We start from the raw sequence: 15,359 nt of genomic DNA, 5'->3' as shown, positions 1-15,359 counted from the left end.
GAAATATGTCTATGCCTAGCGATAACGTTAAATGCGATGTTCAGCAGGACGATCAGTCTCAGAACGAAGAGCGCGCCCTGTCTGTTTTCAACTCGGAAAAGAACGAGGACCTCACGGCCCTCAGCTTCGCCCTCGTGGTCGTCTTCGTGGTGCTTCTGTTCACCAAGTGGATGGTCTAAACTAATAATAAAAACTCCCAACGGAGGGGACCTAGCGTCCCCTCCCACATCGGGTACACAAGAAGAATTTCGTCATGAAGCATATCCTACTCGCCACCCACGGAACGCCCGGAGCCCACAAGGCAGAAGTACTTACTCGCAAATGGGCCGACCAATACGGTGCCAAGGTCACCGTCCTCTCCATCATCAATGAAGCATGGGGAGACATGACCTGTGACGATTGGCTCAACACTTCCACCACGCGCAACAACTTCGGATCCTATGTCGCGAGTGAGATCGCTAAGGAGATCGAAGCAGTATGGTCCCGCGTGCGTAAGGATTTCATCGGCATAGAAGTCGACTTTCTCAGCAAGGGAGGAAAGCTCGAGGACGTGCTGGCTGAAGCTGCCGCAAAAGTCGGAGCCGACGTAGTGATCATGGGAGCTTGGCAGAAAAACCAGGCCCCCGGCTTCAAGGACCGCATTGAAAACAAACATCTGCATCCGCAGATCACATGCCCTCTGGTGGTGGCCCCATGACAACAGCATCCGAAGTAATCGATCGTAGAGACCGTGCTCATGCAGCCGTTGAAGACCTTCCACGTCCCGACGTCTGGATGGAAACAAGCCTGGCCTGGAACCCCAAGTTCTGGGAAAACCTCAAGTCCAAGACCCTGATGCGGCTAAATCCGCATTGGCACATCGAAAAGGACAGTGGTTCCGGATTCCCGGTAGAAGACGTCCTCGTAGAGTCTGAATTTAACACCAAGCCGTTGATGGCTTTTTCCGGAGAGACTTTTAAGGCAAACTTCCCAGAAATAGGCCTGACCATCTCAGCCCGCGCCTGCGAGGATGGAAAGAACACCGCCCTCTCCTTCAGCAAAGAGAAGGACAATTCCCCGGTCACCCCGGAGGACGCCGCCCGCACCATGCAATACTGGCTGCCCAGTATACGCGAATATTACCGGCTGTATGAAACCAATACTATCAAGCACCGCTACTGGCGCTTCTTCATGGACAAGATCATGTTGACCATGAACCCAACCCAACGCCGTATTTGTGGTTTCATGCTCAAACTCACCGTGCTCGAATGTTTACTCATCCTGATTCTCGGCGTTGGCTGGTTCTACTACGGAGGGTAAAGGAGACCATTATGGACCCCAAGATTCTTAGAAACATGTTTCGACACTTTTTCGTAGGCCTAGGAGCAATCACCTACCTCACCTTCGGCTTCACACTGGTTTACCAATACATTGGACTCGCCAACGACTGGCCTGGAGTCTTCCTGAGTGTAATCCACGAATCTTCAGGAGACTGGTGGCTGGATATAGATTGGGCTTCGCCAGTCCTCGTTGGAACCTTCTGTGCAACCACTCTTGCCGCGGCTCTATACGCAGCATGGAAACGCAATGATTTCGTCGAATACCGAGAACCGGAAGTACAGAGTCAATCCGGCTTCTAGGCCATCCTTCCCGGGGCTGAGCCCCCATCTGGCTCCGGGAACACTTTTCTTCTGCAAGAAAACCCCGTGAAGGTTGGCACTCCGGGGAAGTTGCGCTACCCTTTACCTAGACGCAATTCCCCGGAGCCTCCTCATTCTGCGTATCTCACTCCGCTTGTTCCCTGCTCCGTAAGAAATTGGAGATCACAATGTGGAGCGCCTTAGAGAACATCGCCTTAAGACAAAGCCTACCAGCTACCCTTGAGCCAGGACGCATCCTGTATGGAATACTCATCTCTCGGCAATTGTCTCAAGGACGCCACAATCTCAATCATCTCGGTATAAGAAACCTGACTCCGTATCTGCTAAAACAATTTTACAGCATTGATACTGACGCCTTCCTGCGATGGCAAAACGAATCGCGCTTCATTGTTTTACCGCCAACGAATGGATACACTTGGCCAAACAAAGAATGGCGAGGAGGGCTTATATTCCAGTACAATGATGAAATATCGCTAGATAAGTGGCTCAATGAAAAGACTCCATCCATGGCGTCGAAACTCACGATACTATCGCAACTCGCAGATCTGATAGCTCGCCTTCATCGTTCTGGAATATATCACCGCAATCTTTCCCCTGAAAAAATCACCATTAATAACAAATCAGTCACAATAACCGACTTTGGATCAGCGCGAAGCGAGCAATGGGATGATCTATGGGCGGATTCGAACTACTCACCCCAATATAGCGTTTATACGTCTCCCAATGGTCTACGTGGCCAACATCATGCACAAGCAGATGACGTGTATGCTCTTGGTGCCATTATTCATTATACTATTTCAGGCAAGCCCCCATTCACATCCATCACCTCTTTGCTCCGAGAAATAGCCCCAAACTTGATACATCCCACAAAACAACTGCCCAAAATGAATAGTCCAACCAAGGTCAACACTTTGGTTCACGCCTGTTTGGCTCCACTTCCCGAAGACCGCCCTACCATTCATGATATCATTTCCGTCCTGTCTGAATTCGGTGATCAATCAGTGAACGAGAACGAAATCATACATTTTCCCTCTTCACCGAAGATTGAAAGAGTTCGACAAAAGGTTATGGTTTTCATCAAAGACGATAGTCGAGCAGTCCATCTATTCAATGAGGCAATACGGTTGGCAAAAGGAACCCCTTCTCTATTCATGTTCGTCGGCTTAATCCCATCCAACTTACCCAGCGGACACATGGAAAGATTCAAAGGCAATCTGTTTCGCAAACTTAGCCATGGACTTCATAGAAGCAGAGAGGCCGGATTACAATGGAGCCTCCGTGTTCTGGATAATACCGACCCAATAAAAACTGCAGTGAACTTGGTCAGAATGTATGGCCCAGATATACTTTTAATTGGAAAAACCACACATAATCATAAGTGTTTTCATAATAATTTCCACTCACAATTGACATTGGAAGACGTTCCGATCAGGCTTATTTCCTAATCCATTTTATTTACATAACAGGAATCTGTCATGAACGAACTCGACTTTATCTGGAATGCACTAGAAGCCGTCCGAAAGTCCGGACCTTTGATTCTATCTGTAACGAACTATGTAGCAGCTAATCTCAATGCCAATGCTCTACTGGCCGTGGGAGCATCGCCCATTATGTCACACCAAGTCGCAGAGATTGAAGACTTGGTAACCATTTCCTCTGCTGTTGTCGTAAACATGGGCATTCCTGCAGACACACTACCTGAGGCTCTTTATCTTGCCGGCCAGTGCGCCAATACTATGGGTAAACCCTTAATCTTTGATCCCGTTGGGGCTGGGGCTTCCAGTTACCGAAATAAAGTCTGCAACAAACTTCTTACGACCTCTTCTCCCGACATTATTCGTGGGAATGCTTCTGAAATAATGGCCCTTGCCGGACAAAGTAGAGCAACAAAAGGTGTAGACAGTCTCCATGGTACGACTGAAGCGAGTTCTTCTGCCATTGAACTAGCAAAGCAATATAATTGCACTGTCTGTGTTAGTGGTGCCGTAGATTTGATCACCGACGGAAATAGAAGTTTATTCGTCGGAAACGGGCACTCAATGATGCCTCGCATCACAGGGCTGGGGTGTACAGCCACAGCCCTAGCTGGTGCTTTTGCAGCTGTCGTTAAAGACAAGGTCGATGCCCTTACCTCCTGCATGGCTATCTTGGGAATTGCAGGAGAAATTGCTGCTGAATCGTCCAACGGGCCTGGTTCACTCCAAATTGGCATCGTCGATAAGCTATTCAATATTTCCCGTGAAGAAATCGAAATGAAAATCAACCTTTCAATGTAATCTTTGATTTGTATCAAATAGAAAGGCCCGCTCCATTTGGAGCGGGCCTTTCACGTTTATGCAATGTCGCCTTTGCGGTTAGGCTGACTCGGCGGCTGGCTTGCCATTTACGACGTACTTGAAAACAAAGATGGCGAGAGCCACAAAAGCCCCCACGGCACCTGCAATCACAGCAGTGCCGTAATCCAAACCAAAACCAATCTTTGCGTTACTAATAAATGTAATGACAACAGCAGTCATGAAGGTCGCCGGAATAGTAGCAATCCAATGAAGCTTATCTCTCTGAGCCAGGTAGGCAGCAGCCGTCCACAGGACAAGCGCGCTGAGGCACTGATTGGAGAAACCGAAGTAACGCCAAATGGTAGAGAAGTTCTGGGTGGAAATAATATAACCCAGTACAAACAGAGGTACGGCAATCATCAAACGCTTGGCAACGGCACTCTGTTCGACCTTAAATGTCTCAGACACTATCAGACGGGTGGAACGGAATGCAGTATCGCCGCTGGTAATAGGCAGTACGATAACCGCAGCGATGGCTAAAGCACCTCCGATGGGGCCAAGGAGTGTATTAGACACTTCAGCTACAACAGCAGAGGGAGAGCCAGCTGCAATAACCGCGGAAAGAGCTTCCGGCGAATTATAGAAAGAAAGACCAACAGTGCACCAGATCAACCCAATAATACCTTCAATGATCATCGCACCGTAGAATACAGATCGTCCCTGACGCTCATTAGTAACGCAACGCGCCATCAGCGGAGACTGAGTGGAATGGAAGCCAGAGATGGCACCACAAGACAAAGTGATAAAGAGCAACGGCCAAATAGGCTTATCGCCAGGATGAACATTGTTCATGATATCCAGGTTCGGCAACAACTCATAGCCACCGAAAAGCATGGCTACAACCAGGGAGACGGTCATAGTCAACAGCAGTGCTCCGAGCAGCGGGTAGATACGGCCAATGATCTTGTCGATGGGCAGGATGGTTGCAAGGAAGTAGTAACCGAAGATGCAAGCGACCAAGATGCCAGTGTCGATCCCGGTTAAGCCATTGAGCAGCTTAGCCGGACTGAGAACGAAGACCACACCTACAAGCATAAGGAGCACAAAAGAGAATACGCGCATAACCTGACGGGCAGACATACCAAGATATTCGCCGACAACTTCCGGGATAGATGCACCATTGTTGCGCACGGAGAGCATACCGCTGAAATAGTCATGTACGGCACCAGCGAAGATGCAGCCGATGACAATCCAAACCATAGCAGCCGGGCCGTATAATGCGCCCAAGATGGGGCCAAAGATAGGACCGATACCCGCAATGTCCAGAACCTGAATAAAGATCAGTTTCCATTTGGGCATAGGCATGTAGTCAATCCCGTCCTCTAAAGCGATGGCCGGAGTGACTCGATTGGCGTCTGGAGCAAAAACCTTGTCCACGAATTTACCGTAGGTGAAATAACCTATAACGAGAGCGGCAATACAACCGAAAAAGAAAAACATGAAAATTCCTCCTAGAAAAATTAGACAGCCTTACGGCGTGCTTTCTCTCCTAGAGGATCTCATGATTTCAATTCTACGACTTCTGTCTGAATCACCCTTTCTTGAGACTGAAATGACAAAAATTATGTTTGAAAGAATTAGGTTTGATCAGGCACACGAAGCACAATTGTAGTTCCTGCCCCCGGTGCACTCTCTACATGAGGGGCAAAGTCGGAACCATAAATGTGCTCCATACGGCTCAAGCAATTACGCATACCAATACCATCTTGACGGGACCCAAGGCACTCACGGTTTAACACTCGCTCCAAAGTCGCCTCATCCATCCCCACTCCGTCATCGGCAACCGAGACTCGCAAAGAATCATCCTCACAGATGGCACGAATAGTCACGGTACCTCCCTGTTTTCGACCAAGGATACCATGACGAATTGCATTTTCCACTAATGGCTGCACAATGAGAGGTGGTATTGGCCAAGACTCACAATTCTCATCAATATCCATCTCCACTCGAACACGTTGGCCGAAACGGGCTTGTTCAATAGCAAGATAAGACCTCACCTGCTCCAACTCGTCACTTAGTGGGATAAAACCACGACTCAAATCGAGGTTTCGCCGCATGTAAAATGATAAGTCCATAAGTAACTCACGGACTTTCTCCGAATTAGTGCGACAAAAAGAGGTAATGGTGTTCAATGAATTAAACAGGAAATGAGGATTGATTTGTGCATGTAAACGACGAATTTCAGCATGAGCCAACATCTGTTCTTTAATCTGAATATCCTCAAGCTCAACCTGCGTAGAAAATAAATTAGCTAACCCTTTGGCTACTTCATACAGAGTAGTGTTTAGCGGTTTCAAATGACTACCGTAGAATTTAAGTGTTCCTACTATTTCATCATTTTTTTTCAGAGGAACGATAATAGCAGAAGTCATGGGGCAATCTTCATGATGACACCCAATTGCGTCAGCACTTAAAAGATAAGTAGACTTTCCAGAGCTGATCACTCTTCTTGTGGCCTCAGTAAGAATCGGCTTTCCAGCCAAATGATGGTCTTCGCCAGCACCAATATGTGCCAACACATCCTTGGTGTCTGTTATTGCCACAGCGGCAACATCCATTCGACGATGGATGATTTCAGCCGTCGCCTCAGCAGACGCTCTATCTAACCCCATCCTCAAATAGCTTACGGCCATATTGGCAATATCCAAAATAAGCTGAGCATGAAGTGATTCACGCCTCTCGCGATCACGAGAGAAGATGTTTATTACTTCAACAAAAAGCGCAGCTCCCACTGAGTTGATCAGCAACATAGGCGGAGCTATGAGTTTCACTAGCTCAACAGCGTCAGTCATTGGCCTAGAAAGGATAAGAATCAGTGCCATATGCAACGACTCACCAACTAAGGCCAAACCAGCAGCAATACGCCAATTCATGGCTTTATCTCTAAGGTACATACCAATCAGCCCTGCAGCGAAACCTTCTAGTGAAGTTGCAATGCCACACGGCCAAGCGCTAAACCCGTGAACGTCCATTACGATTCGGTGCGCTCCGGCAATTAAACCGGCACCTATCCCGACCACGGGACCACCAAACAAGCCACCGGAAATAACCACCATGGCCCGAAGGTTGGCAACTGAATCAAAGACGGCGTTACCGGTATATGTCCCGAGTATGCCAAACAAACCAAATAAAATCGTAATTAAAAGTGTTCGGGCACGAGAGTCGCCACTAACAAACTGAACTCGCTGCATGGGTGTGATAGTCATAAACAGAAGAATCACGCCAACCATGAGGCCGAATCGCTCAGCCAAGGTCAAAAGGATATTATATGCATCCACGGCACACTCCCTACAATTCCATGAGGGTCTTAAAATCTTTTACTCGTGCCTTACTGACCGTTATTTCGGTTTCTTTTCCATCGTTCATAGTCAATACATACTTACCATTGAACCATGGAGCGTAAGATCTTACCATTGCGAGATTAACCAGTTGAGACCTATTGACGCGAAAAAAAGAGAATGCCGTCAATCGTTCTTCCAGTTTGTCCAACGTTAGTTCTGCAGCACATCGAAAAACATCGTCACGGGTGCCTGCTTGAACTCGCCGATCGACGTAATCAAAATAAACGATTTCTCTAGGATTTAGTAGGATGTTGCGTCCAGAACTTTCAACACTGATACGAGTAACACCAGGTTTAATGCCGACATCTGCTAACAGTTTACGAAGCACCTCACCTGAATCTTCTACTTCGTCCGGCTTAAGCAGTTTTCGCACTCTATCGAGACTAGAGGCCAACCGTTTTTTATCAACTGGTTTGAGAATATAATCCACAGCATTTTCCTCAAATGCACGAATGGCATACTCATCAAATGCGGTAACAAAGATAACGAGCGGCCGTGATTTAAGAGCCATAAGTTCCTTAAGAACATGAAAACCATTTTGCCCTGGCATTTGAATATCCAAAAAGACAAGGTCAGGACGATGCTCTACTATTAAATCAACTGCATCAGTAGCGTTATCTACCGTGTTAATAATTTCAACATCTGAGTGGCTTGATAACAAGTAGCTCAACTCATCCTGAGCAGGGAGTTCGTCATCGACTAGTATGGTGCGTATCGTTTTACTCATCTTCATTCCTCATAGATGGTGTCTCCGCATTGTAAGCACCTCGCCCTGCTTGGCAAGATTAATAGCAAAGCAACTGCTATGTTCCATTTTCTTTTTTTCAACAGTGATCGGCTCAACATAAACATAAACATAAACTTTTATTACTGTTTAATATTCAAGCCACCTAAAACGTCAATTGAAACACTGTTTGATTTATTCCTTGACCACCTCAGGAGCAGTGCGTACACATTGATTCAAACACTGTTTCAATCGAATATTTATCTATCGGAGACGCCATGTCTGACGGATCGACAAGGGCTAGGATATTAAACGCCTCTAGTGATGTATTTTGCCAAAAAGGTTTTGAGAACACAACAATACGTGACATTTGCACAGCTGCTAATGCTAACGTAGCTGCTGTGAATTACCACTTTGGAGACAAGAAAAAGCTCTACAACGAGGTTCTTAAGAAATGGATGATGGAGTTTGCGGAAGAAAAACAACTCCGCAAAGAAATTGAAGAGCAAAAGGATGCTGAGGGTAAGATTCGCGTATTCATCAAATCAGATATGGCTAGTTTATGCGCATTTAATGACCCCTCAGGAATACATTTACAGAGAACACGCATACTACTTCGTGAATTGTCATCTGAAGATCACGACCCAGATGTATTCGAATGCTATAAAGACTTAGAAGAAGATTTATTACATCCTGTGATACGAGACATTGTTGGCCCAGTTGATGACAAGGCTTTTGAGCAGGCATGCATAGTAGCTAATGCAGCCACAACACATCATTTTATAATTAATATACACGATCCACGAACTCGCCTCCAAACGAAAGAAGACCTTGAATACATGACAGACTTTCTGACGTCGTTCGTCATGGGTGGCCTCAAGGCAATAAGAGAGAACTACAATGATAAATAAAACTCTTCCAACAGCACTCATATTGTTTATGTTAGCAGTCATAGCCGGATGCAGTGAGACTGAATCTGAAGCTACGACAACTATCCCTACCACCGAGAAGGCAATCAACGTCGAGACACTAACAATTAAACCAATTGCCTTAAATGACTATCTTACCCTCCCCGGAGAAACTGAACCCGACGATGATGTCTGTGTATCATCAGAAAGTTCAGGCACTGTCATATGGTTGGGAGTGAAAGAAGGCGACTGGGTAAAAAAAGGCGCACTTATAGCCCGCTTGGACGCTGCCTCGAGTGATGCTCGTTTCAATCAGGTTAAAGCTTCTAAAAAACTTGCTGCGGAGCAACTCCGACGGAGAAAGGAGCTTCTTAAAAAGGGAGTTCTGGCTCAAGAAGAGTTTGATCAAATGGAAGCAGAGCTTGAGCGTACAGAAGCATCCCTCAAAGAAATGATGGTAAATGTACAATATGGTGTGGTGCGTGCGCCAATATCCGGTGTCATCAACAAACGCTACGTGGATCGTGGAGAGCGTCTAAATGTAGGCGATATGGTGGTAGATATCGTTAACCCATCTGTCATTCGAACCACCATTAACGTGCCAGAAATGGATATCCCATATATCCACAAAGGCCAGGAAGTAGCTGTTACCGTTGATGCTATCCCTGGCCGCACCTGGAAAGGCGTCGTAGAGTTTGTTTCCTTCAAAGCAGACCGAGCCTCTAAAACATTTGAAGTACGTGTACTTACTGACAACCCAGACAATACTATCCGAGCTGGAATGCTCGGACGAGTTTCACTCCTACGAAGAGCATTGGATCAAGCCATCACGGCCCCTCTTTACGCTATAATCAACCAAGGAGGAGAGCGCCTCGTCTATGTTGAAGAAAATGGACAAGCACGTGCTCGTAGCGTTGAACTTGGCATTATCGAAGGCGATCGCGCCCAAATTTTATCAGGACTCAATACAGGAGATAGCCTCATCGTAGCCGGACACAATATGGTCGAAGACGGCATGAAGGTGGTTTCTCAATGATCATCAACACAGCTGCCTTGAAACGCCAGTCCACTGTCATGGTGCTACTGGTGTTCATCATCATTTCAGGCATAGTCAGTTACATCGGACTGCCTCGTGAATCTGACCCGGATATCACAATTCCTTATATTTTCGTGACCACCAATTTTGAAGGCGTTGCTCCAGAAGATATGGAAACGCTAGTAACTATGCCCATTGAGCGCAAACTCAAAGGATTGTCCGACACGAAGGAAATTTCTTCAATATCCGATGATGGTGTATCCATCATTAAAGTAGAATTCACTCCTAACGTTGATATCGACGACGCCCTTCAAAAGGTACGTGACAAAGTTGATCAGGCCAAACCCGACCTGCCGAATGACCTTCCAGACGAACCCATTATCAACGAGGTAAACCTCTCCGAACAACCTATCATCAACGTAGTACTGTCAGGGCCATTCTCCCTCAAACGCCTCAAGGTTTTTGCAGAAGACTTGGAGGATCGGTTTGAATCAGTACAGGGAGTTTTGGACGCCGTGATTATTGGAGGCTTAGAACGTGAGATTCATGTTGAATTTGATATGGATCGCGTGGCTTTCTATAATATCCCACTCTCCAACTTGCTTGGGTCAGTAAAAAACGCCAACGTCAATACTCCCGGCGGTTCAGTAGAAATCGGACAGGCCAAGTACTTGGTACGTGTCCCCGAAGACTTTAAGCATCCCGACGAAATTAACAACATCATTGTTTATGAAAACGACGGTCGCCCAATTTACTTGCGTGACATAGCGACGATCCGTGATCACTATAAAGACCCTACATCTAAAAGCCGTATCAACGGCGTACGGTCAGTCACTATACAAGTGAAAAAACGCGCCGGTGAAAACATTATCGAGATAACCGATAGCATCAAGCGTATTATCAAAGAGGAACAGGAAATTCTGCCTCCCACCTTGACTATCAATGTAACCTCTGACCAATCAGAAGACATTAGACTGATGGTCGCGGACCTTCAAAACAACATCATCACAGGCCTGCTGCTTGTGCTGATCGTGGTCTTCGCATTCATAGGCGGCCGATCTGCACTATTTGTGTCTCTGGCAATCCCCTTATCCATGCTCATCACTTTCACGGTACTGGATATCTTTGCATATACCCTGAACATGGTAGTTCTCTTCTCTTTGATTTTAGCCCTAGGCATGCTCGTAGACAACGGCATTGTGGTGGTCGAAAACATATACCGACATATGCACATGGGAAAAACTCGCCTACAAGCCGCGCAGGATGCAACAGATGAAGTAGCTTGGCCTGTAATTGCCTCAACACTGACCACAATTGGTGCTTTTTTTCCGATGGTTTTTTGGCCTGGTATCATGGGTGAATTTATGAGCTACCTACCCGTTACAGTCATTATCGCCCTTGTTGCCTCACTTTTCGTTGCATTGGTTATCAACCCGGTCCTATCTGCAAAATTTCAGGGAATCCCAAATCAAAAGAATGGTGCAAAACCAAGCATGGTTGACCGTATGATGGAATCCATCAAGTCAGCATACCGCCCCATTCTTGAATGGTCTTTAAACAATCGATTCAAAGTTCTGGGAATGTCTGTGGCATTCCTAATGCTCTCCATCTTAAGTTTCAGCATATTCGGTAAGGGAGTAGAATTTTTACCAGCCACCGAACCAAAACGTGCGGACGTCAAGATCAAGGCCCCAATTGGCACAAACCTGGATGCATCGGACAAATATGTTCGTATTGTAGAAGAAGTTGCCAAGGATTATCCTGACATCAAATACGTTATCGCCAACACTGGAGAATCTGGAGCTAGTGATGAAATCGGCACCCACTACTCCCTCGTAAAGCTTGACTTTCTGGATATTCAAGAACGCTCTCGACCTTCTTCAGAAATCACTAACGAAATTCGTGACAGGTTGCGCAATGCAATTCGTGGAGTTGAAATCCAGGCAGAAGCTGAAAAGATGGGTCCCCCCACTGGTAAGGCAATCAACCTCGAGATATACGGTCGCGACTTACGTCACCTCGGTAAACTTGCAGCTTCCATCAAACGCGCAATCAAGGATGTTCCTGGACTGGTAGACCTCAAAGACAATTACGTAGCAGCCAAACCGGAGATCCGTGTTGATGTAGACAAAGAGAAAGCAGCCTTGCTTGGCTTGGATGCAAACACCATCGCTCAAGCGGTCAAAACAGCCATCAACGGGTACAAAGTTGGTGTCTACCGGGAAGGCAAAGATGAGTACGACATCGTTGCCAAACTTCCCAAAGAAAGCCGCGACTCACTGGATGATATCAAACGAATCACGGTATCAGGCCCTAAAGGGGAGCCTGTCCCTATCACTTCACTATGTGACATATCTCTGGGCGGCGGCCTAGGCGGTATCAACCGCATAGACCAAAAACGCGTTGTCACCCTATCCGCCGATGTATCAGGAAGGCTTGCGGAAGAAGTCATCGCTGACATCGAAACAAAACTAACGAGCTTTGATTTCCCGAGAGGTTACAGCTACCAGTTTACAGGAGAACAAGAAGAGCAACAGGCAGCCTCTGAATTCCTTTCTAAAGCTTTTGCTACAGCTCTCTTTCTGATCTTCCTAGTATTGGTAACTCAGTTCAACTCCACAACAACACCATTCATAATCTTAACGGCTGTCATCCTGTCACTAGGCGGTGTCATGCTCGGTCTCTTGGTCACAGGTACAGCATTTGGTGTTATCATGACTGGTGTCGGTGTTCTCAGCTTGGCTGGCGTGGTGGTTAATAACGCTATTGTGCTCATCGATTACTATGAACAACTGATGCGTCAAGGTATGGCTTACCGGGATGCCATAGTAGAGGCGGGACTGACCCGCTTTCGGCCAGTGCTGCTTACTGCTATAACAACCGTCCTAGGGCTTATTCCTATGGCCACTGGAGTAAGCTTTGATTTTATTAACTTCCGCTTAGACACCGGCAGTGAAACATCGCAATGGTGGGGCCCAATGGCCGTAGCGGTCATTTTCGGGCTAGCGATCTCGACTATCTTAACGCTGGTGGTAGTTCCTTGCCTCTGCTCTCTTAAAGAAAGCCGGAAGCTCAAAGCCGAAGAACGCAAATCGAAAGATGGTCAACGACAAACCATCTAAAAATATGAGCTAATAAGTAAAGGGTTTGTGGTTTCTCCACAAACCCTTTTTTATTTATATTAATTATCCCAAACTAATGCTTATGCTCTGGATAATACTTGAGCAACAGCTTAATCGCTTCTTCCAGATTAGAAGCAACGTCATCCGTAGCATTTTGCTTGGCCTTCATAGCGCCCACAATAACAGCATGGTGATCCTTGAGACGTTGCACGTAGTCATCTTGATTAGCCTTGACTCGCTGGGTCAAAAAGTAATCACTAATAGTGCTGATTATCTTTTGAGCATGTTGTTCCTTAGTATTGACCCACCGAACGAACTGCTGCCTAGACTGCACATCGGACTTACTATTCAATTCATTCAAAAGACTAACAGCTTTTTTGATGGTGATTGCGTCTTCCAGCATTGATGCAACGCGTGCGTTATCATCATAAATACCACAAGGAACTTGGCAGTGAGCCATAACGCGCGGAATTGCAAGAACCAGTGTCAACCCAAAAGCTATCATAATAGAATACATCTTTTTCATATTGCCACCTCCCTCGTGACATCGTATTTATGATGATTGCAAATCAACGAGACAAGACCAAATTTTATACCAAACATACTCCACCAAGATCTTTGCGTCTATACATTCGGAAAACAACTTCTCCTCTTATCCATTTTAGCGTATGTTTTCAGAGCACTGTGCGCAAAACAAAAAACTACGAGAAAAACATGCCTCCAGTAAGAACTTCCATATTCGAACTTCTTAAAATTGGTCCTGGTCCATCTAGCTCTCACACCATCGGCCCAATGAGAGCCGGTTACGATTTTATGGACCGTATTCGCGAACTCCCCGACAATATTAGGCTTAAAGGCGAGGACCTAGAAATACGTCTATTTGGCTCACTCTCCGCGACAGGCGAAGGCCACGGCACACCTCGAGCTATCATGTCAGGTATGATTGGTTTCCTGCCCGATTCATGCCAACCCGACATATTGAGCCAATTTGACGATAAGGATGCCCCGTTCGAATTGGACATACACGGAAAAGTTATCACCTATCATCCCGGCGATATTATAATGGACGCAGTGCAGCATGATTATCCGCACAGCAACACAATGATCTTTCGCTACAAAGCTGGTGACGAAATCCTTTTAGAACGAATGTATTTCTCTGTGGGTGGTGGTTTCCTTCGTTGGCAAGGCTGGGAAGAGCCTGAACGCGGAGAACCTCAATTTCCTTATAAATCTATGGCCCAACTCAAAGACCACCTTCGGGCAAATGAAATGCGATTGCATGAACTGATTCTTGCCAATGAGATGTCCATGACAGGAATGACGAAAGATGAGATTTATACAGATCTCGACCATGTCATTGAAACGATGGAGCGTGCTGTAGAATTAGGTATCCAAACAACCGGCATTTTACCTGGTCCCATTGGCTTACAGCGCAAAGCCCCAGTGATGTATGAACGTGCTAAAAAGGAATATTTTCAAGGTCCTGGGTTTCTTAAAGCTATCAACGCATACGCATTAGCTGCTTCCGAAGAAAACGCATCCGGCCACTGTGTAGTTACAGCGCCAACATGTGGAGCCGCTGGTGTCATCCCAGCATTACTTTTCATGCTAAAACGCCACATGGGCGCACTACAAGATGAAATACGTGAAGGATTGCTCGCAGCCTGCGCAATAGGCTTTCTTTGCAAACATAACGCATCCATTTCAGGTGCAGAAGTAGGTTGCCAAGGAGAAGTAGGAGTAGCCTCAGCAATGGCTGCAGCCTTTATGGCATACGCTCGCGGTTATCGTTTTCAGGTAACTGAAAATGCGGCAGAAATAGCCATAGAACACCACTTGGGATTAACATGCGACCCTGTGGGCGGCTACGTTCAAATCCCCTGCATCGAACGTAATGCCATGGGAGCTGTAAAAGCATATAATGCATACGTCATCGCTTCCACTTTAGATGAGTCCTATCAAAAGGTAGATTTGGACAAAGTCATTCAGGCAATGGCTCAAACAGGCAAGGATATGTCCAGAAACTACAAAGAAACATCCCTTGCTGGTCTAGCTGTGTCGGTCGCAGACTGTTAGTACAGTCAACTGCTCGGAGATACTGAATAATCCAAAACAGCCTTAAAATCACAATATTGACAGAATATCATTCAGGACGACCTGCATATCGTTGAATAATGATTGCCGAAGCCCCGATATTTTGCTAGGGACACTTTTGGTCCTAAAGACCTAAAAAGTCCTGTGGGGAGCATTCA

14 protein-coding genes are annotated in these 15,359 nt (G+C 46.3%); 10 read left to right on the top strand and 4 right to left on the bottom strand.

All coding sequences use genetic code 11. From position 1 onward, the window contains the following. Positions 1 to 5 precede the first annotated feature (5 nt). From HFN16_RS14510 to thiM, 6 genes are all read left to right on the top strand, one after another. Complete coding sequence (locus HFN16_RS14510) at positions 6 to 179, top strand: hypothetical protein (protein ID WP_168888743.1); 174 nt, start codon at positions 6 to 8, stop codon at positions 177 to 179. Positions 180 to 253: 74 nt separating this feature from the next. Continuing rightward, complete coding sequence (locus HFN16_RS14505) at positions 254 to 697, top strand: universal stress protein (protein ID WP_168891442.1); 444 nt, start codon at positions 254 to 256, stop codon at positions 695 to 697. Beyond that, positions 694 to 1,299 (top strand): hypothetical protein, encoded by a 606-nt coding sequence (locus HFN16_RS14500; protein ID WP_168891441.1) that lies wholly within the window; start codon positions 694 to 696, stop codon positions 1,297 to 1,299. The genes HFN16_RS14505 and HFN16_RS14500 overlap by 4 nt, the downstream gene beginning before the upstream one ends. Positions 1,300 to 1,310: 11 nt before the next feature. Continuing rightward, positions 1,311 to 1,619 (top strand): hypothetical protein, encoded by a 309-nt coding sequence (locus HFN16_RS14495; RefSeq protein ID WP_247648347.1) that lies wholly within the window; start codon positions 1,311 to 1,313, stop codon positions 1,617 to 1,619. 188 nt (positions 1,620 to 1,807) lie between these two features. Further along, a complete protein-coding gene (locus tag HFN16_RS14490; protein WP_168891440.1) occupies positions 1,808 to 3,085 on the top strand; it encodes a protein kinase in 1,278 nt (425 codons plus the stop codon). A gap of 30 nt (positions 3,086 to 3,115) precedes the next feature. Next, positions 3,116 to 3,916 carry a hydroxyethylthiazole kinase gene (gene thiM / locus HFN16_RS14485; RefSeq protein ID WP_168891439.1) on the top strand — a complete coding sequence of 267 codons (801 nt, stop codon included), beginning with the start codon at positions 3,116 to 3,118 and terminating at the stop codon, positions 3,914 to 3,916. A 78-nt stretch (positions 3,917 to 3,994) separates the two neighbouring features. Here the strand turns inward: thiM and HFN16_RS14480 are convergent, their stop codons facing one another. The 3 genes from HFN16_RS14480 to HFN16_RS14470 all read right to left on the bottom strand — a co-directional run bounded on the left by HFN16_RS14480 (position 3,995) and on the right by HFN16_RS14470 (position 8,044). Beyond that, entirely contained in the window at positions 3,995 to 5,416 is a 1,422-nt protein-coding gene (locus HFN16_RS14480) for a carbon starvation protein A (protein ID WP_168891438.1), read from the bottom strand. Between the two features lie 137 nt (positions 5,417 to 5,553). Continuing rightward, complete coding sequence (locus HFN16_RS14475) at positions 5,554 to 7,254, bottom strand: sensor histidine kinase (protein ID WP_168891437.1); 1,701 nt, start codon at positions 7,252 to 7,254, stop codon at positions 5,554 to 5,556. A 10-nt stretch (positions 7,255 to 7,264) separates the two neighbouring features. Further along, the gene (locus HFN16_RS14470; protein WP_168891436.1) at positions 7,265 to 8,044 is read right to left on the bottom strand and encodes a response regulator transcription factor; all 780 of its coding nucleotides are present in this window, start codon (positions 8,042 to 8,044) and stop codon (positions 7,265 to 7,267) included. A 275-nt stretch (positions 8,045 to 8,319) separates the two neighbouring features. Between HFN16_RS14470 and HFN16_RS14465 the strand changes: the two genes are divergently transcribed. From HFN16_RS14465 to HFN16_RS14455, 3 genes are read left to right on the top strand one after another with little or no spacing between them, the layout of a single operon-like run. Next, a complete protein-coding gene (locus tag HFN16_RS14465; protein ID WP_168891435.1) occupies positions 8,320 to 8,952 on the top strand; it encodes a TetR/AcrR family transcriptional regulator in 633 nt (210 codons plus the stop codon). Beyond that, complete coding sequence (locus HFN16_RS14460; protein ID WP_168891434.1) at positions 8,942 to 9,985, top strand: efflux RND transporter periplasmic adaptor subunit; 1,044 nt, start codon at positions 8,942 to 8,944, stop codon at positions 9,983 to 9,985. The genes HFN16_RS14465 and HFN16_RS14460 overlap by 11 nt, the downstream gene beginning before the upstream one ends. Continuing rightward, positions 9,982 to 13,107 carry an efflux RND transporter permease subunit gene (locus HFN16_RS14455; RefSeq protein ID WP_168891433.1) on the top strand — a complete coding sequence of 1,042 codons (3,126 nt, stop codon included), beginning with the start codon at positions 9,982 to 9,984 and terminating at the stop codon, positions 13,105 to 13,107. Before HFN16_RS14460 ends, HFN16_RS14455 begins: the two co-directional genes overlap by 4 nt. Positions 13,108 to 13,180: 73 nt before the next feature. Here HFN16_RS14455 and HFN16_RS14450 read toward each other — a convergent pair whose 3' ends face one another. Beyond that, the gene (locus HFN16_RS14450; protein WP_168891432.1) at positions 13,181 to 13,633 is read right to left on the bottom strand and encodes a superoxide dismutase, Ni; all 453 of its coding nucleotides are present in this window, start codon (positions 13,631 to 13,633) and stop codon (positions 13,181 to 13,183) included. Positions 13,634 to 13,821: 188 nt separating this feature from the next. Between HFN16_RS14450 and HFN16_RS14445 the strand changes: the two genes are divergently transcribed. Continuing rightward, entirely contained in the window at positions 13,822 to 15,183 is a 1,362-nt protein-coding gene (locus HFN16_RS14445) for an L-serine ammonia-lyase (RefSeq protein ID WP_168892375.1), read from the top strand. The last annotated feature ends 176 nt before the right edge of the window (positions 15,184 to 15,359 follow it).

This window comes from Pseudodesulfovibrio sp. zrk46 (genome assembly GCF_012516435.1).
Taxonomy (GTDB): Bacteria; Desulfobacterota; Desulfovibrionia; order Desulfovibrionales; family Desulfovibrionaceae; genus Pseudodesulfovibrio.
The sequence above is the reverse complement of the archived record's forward strand: the minus strand, read 5'-3'. Positions and strand labels throughout refer to the sequence as shown.

Excerpts from the sequence above, each read along its gene's own strand:
- HFN16_RS14510 (WP_168888743.1), top strand. The coding sequence starts at position 6 with ATGTCTATGCCTAGCGATAACGTTAAATGCGATGTTCAGCAGGACGAT.
- HFN16_RS14505 (WP_168891442.1), top strand. The coding sequence starts at position 254 with ATGAAGCATATCCTACTCGCCACCCACGGAACGCCCGGAGCCCACAAG.
- HFN16_RS14500 (WP_168891441.1), top strand. The coding sequence starts at position 694 with ATGACAACAGCATCCGAAGTAATCGATCGTAGAGACCGTGCTCATGCA.
- HFN16_RS14495 (WP_247648347.1), top strand. The coding sequence starts at position 1,311 with ATGGACCCCAAGATTCTTAGAAACATGTTTCGACACTTTTTCGTAGGC.
- HFN16_RS14490 (WP_168891440.1), top strand. The coding sequence starts at position 1,808 with ATGTGGAGCGCCTTAGAGAACATCGCCTTAAGACAAAGCCTACCAGCT.
- thiM (WP_168891439.1), top strand. The coding sequence starts at position 3,116 with ATGAACGAACTCGACTTTATCTGGAATGCACTAGAAGCCGTCCGAAAG.
- HFN16_RS14480 (WP_168891438.1), bottom strand. The coding sequence starts at position 5,416 with ATGTTTTTCTTTTTCGGTTGTATTGCCGCTCTCGTTATAGGTTATTTC.
- HFN16_RS14470 (WP_168891436.1), bottom strand. The coding sequence starts at position 8,044 with ATGAGTAAAACGATACGCACCATACTAGTCGATGACGAACTCCCTGCT.
- HFN16_RS14465 (WP_168891435.1), top strand. The coding sequence starts at position 8,320 with ATGTCTGACGGATCGACAAGGGCTAGGATATTAAACGCCTCTAGTGAT.
- HFN16_RS14460 (WP_168891434.1), top strand. The coding sequence starts at position 8,942 with ATGATAAATAAAACTCTTCCAACAGCACTCATATTGTTTATGTTAGCA.
- HFN16_RS14455 (WP_168891433.1), top strand. The coding sequence starts at position 9,982 with ATGATCATCAACACAGCTGCCTTGAAACGCCAGTCCACTGTCATGGTG.
- HFN16_RS14450 (WP_168891432.1), bottom strand. The coding sequence starts at position 13,633 with ATGAAAAAGATGTATTCTATTATGATAGCTTTTGGGTTGACACTGGTT.
- HFN16_RS14445 (WP_168892375.1), top strand. The coding sequence starts at position 13,822 with ATGCCTCCAGTAAGAACTTCCATATTCGAACTTCTTAAAATTGGTCCT.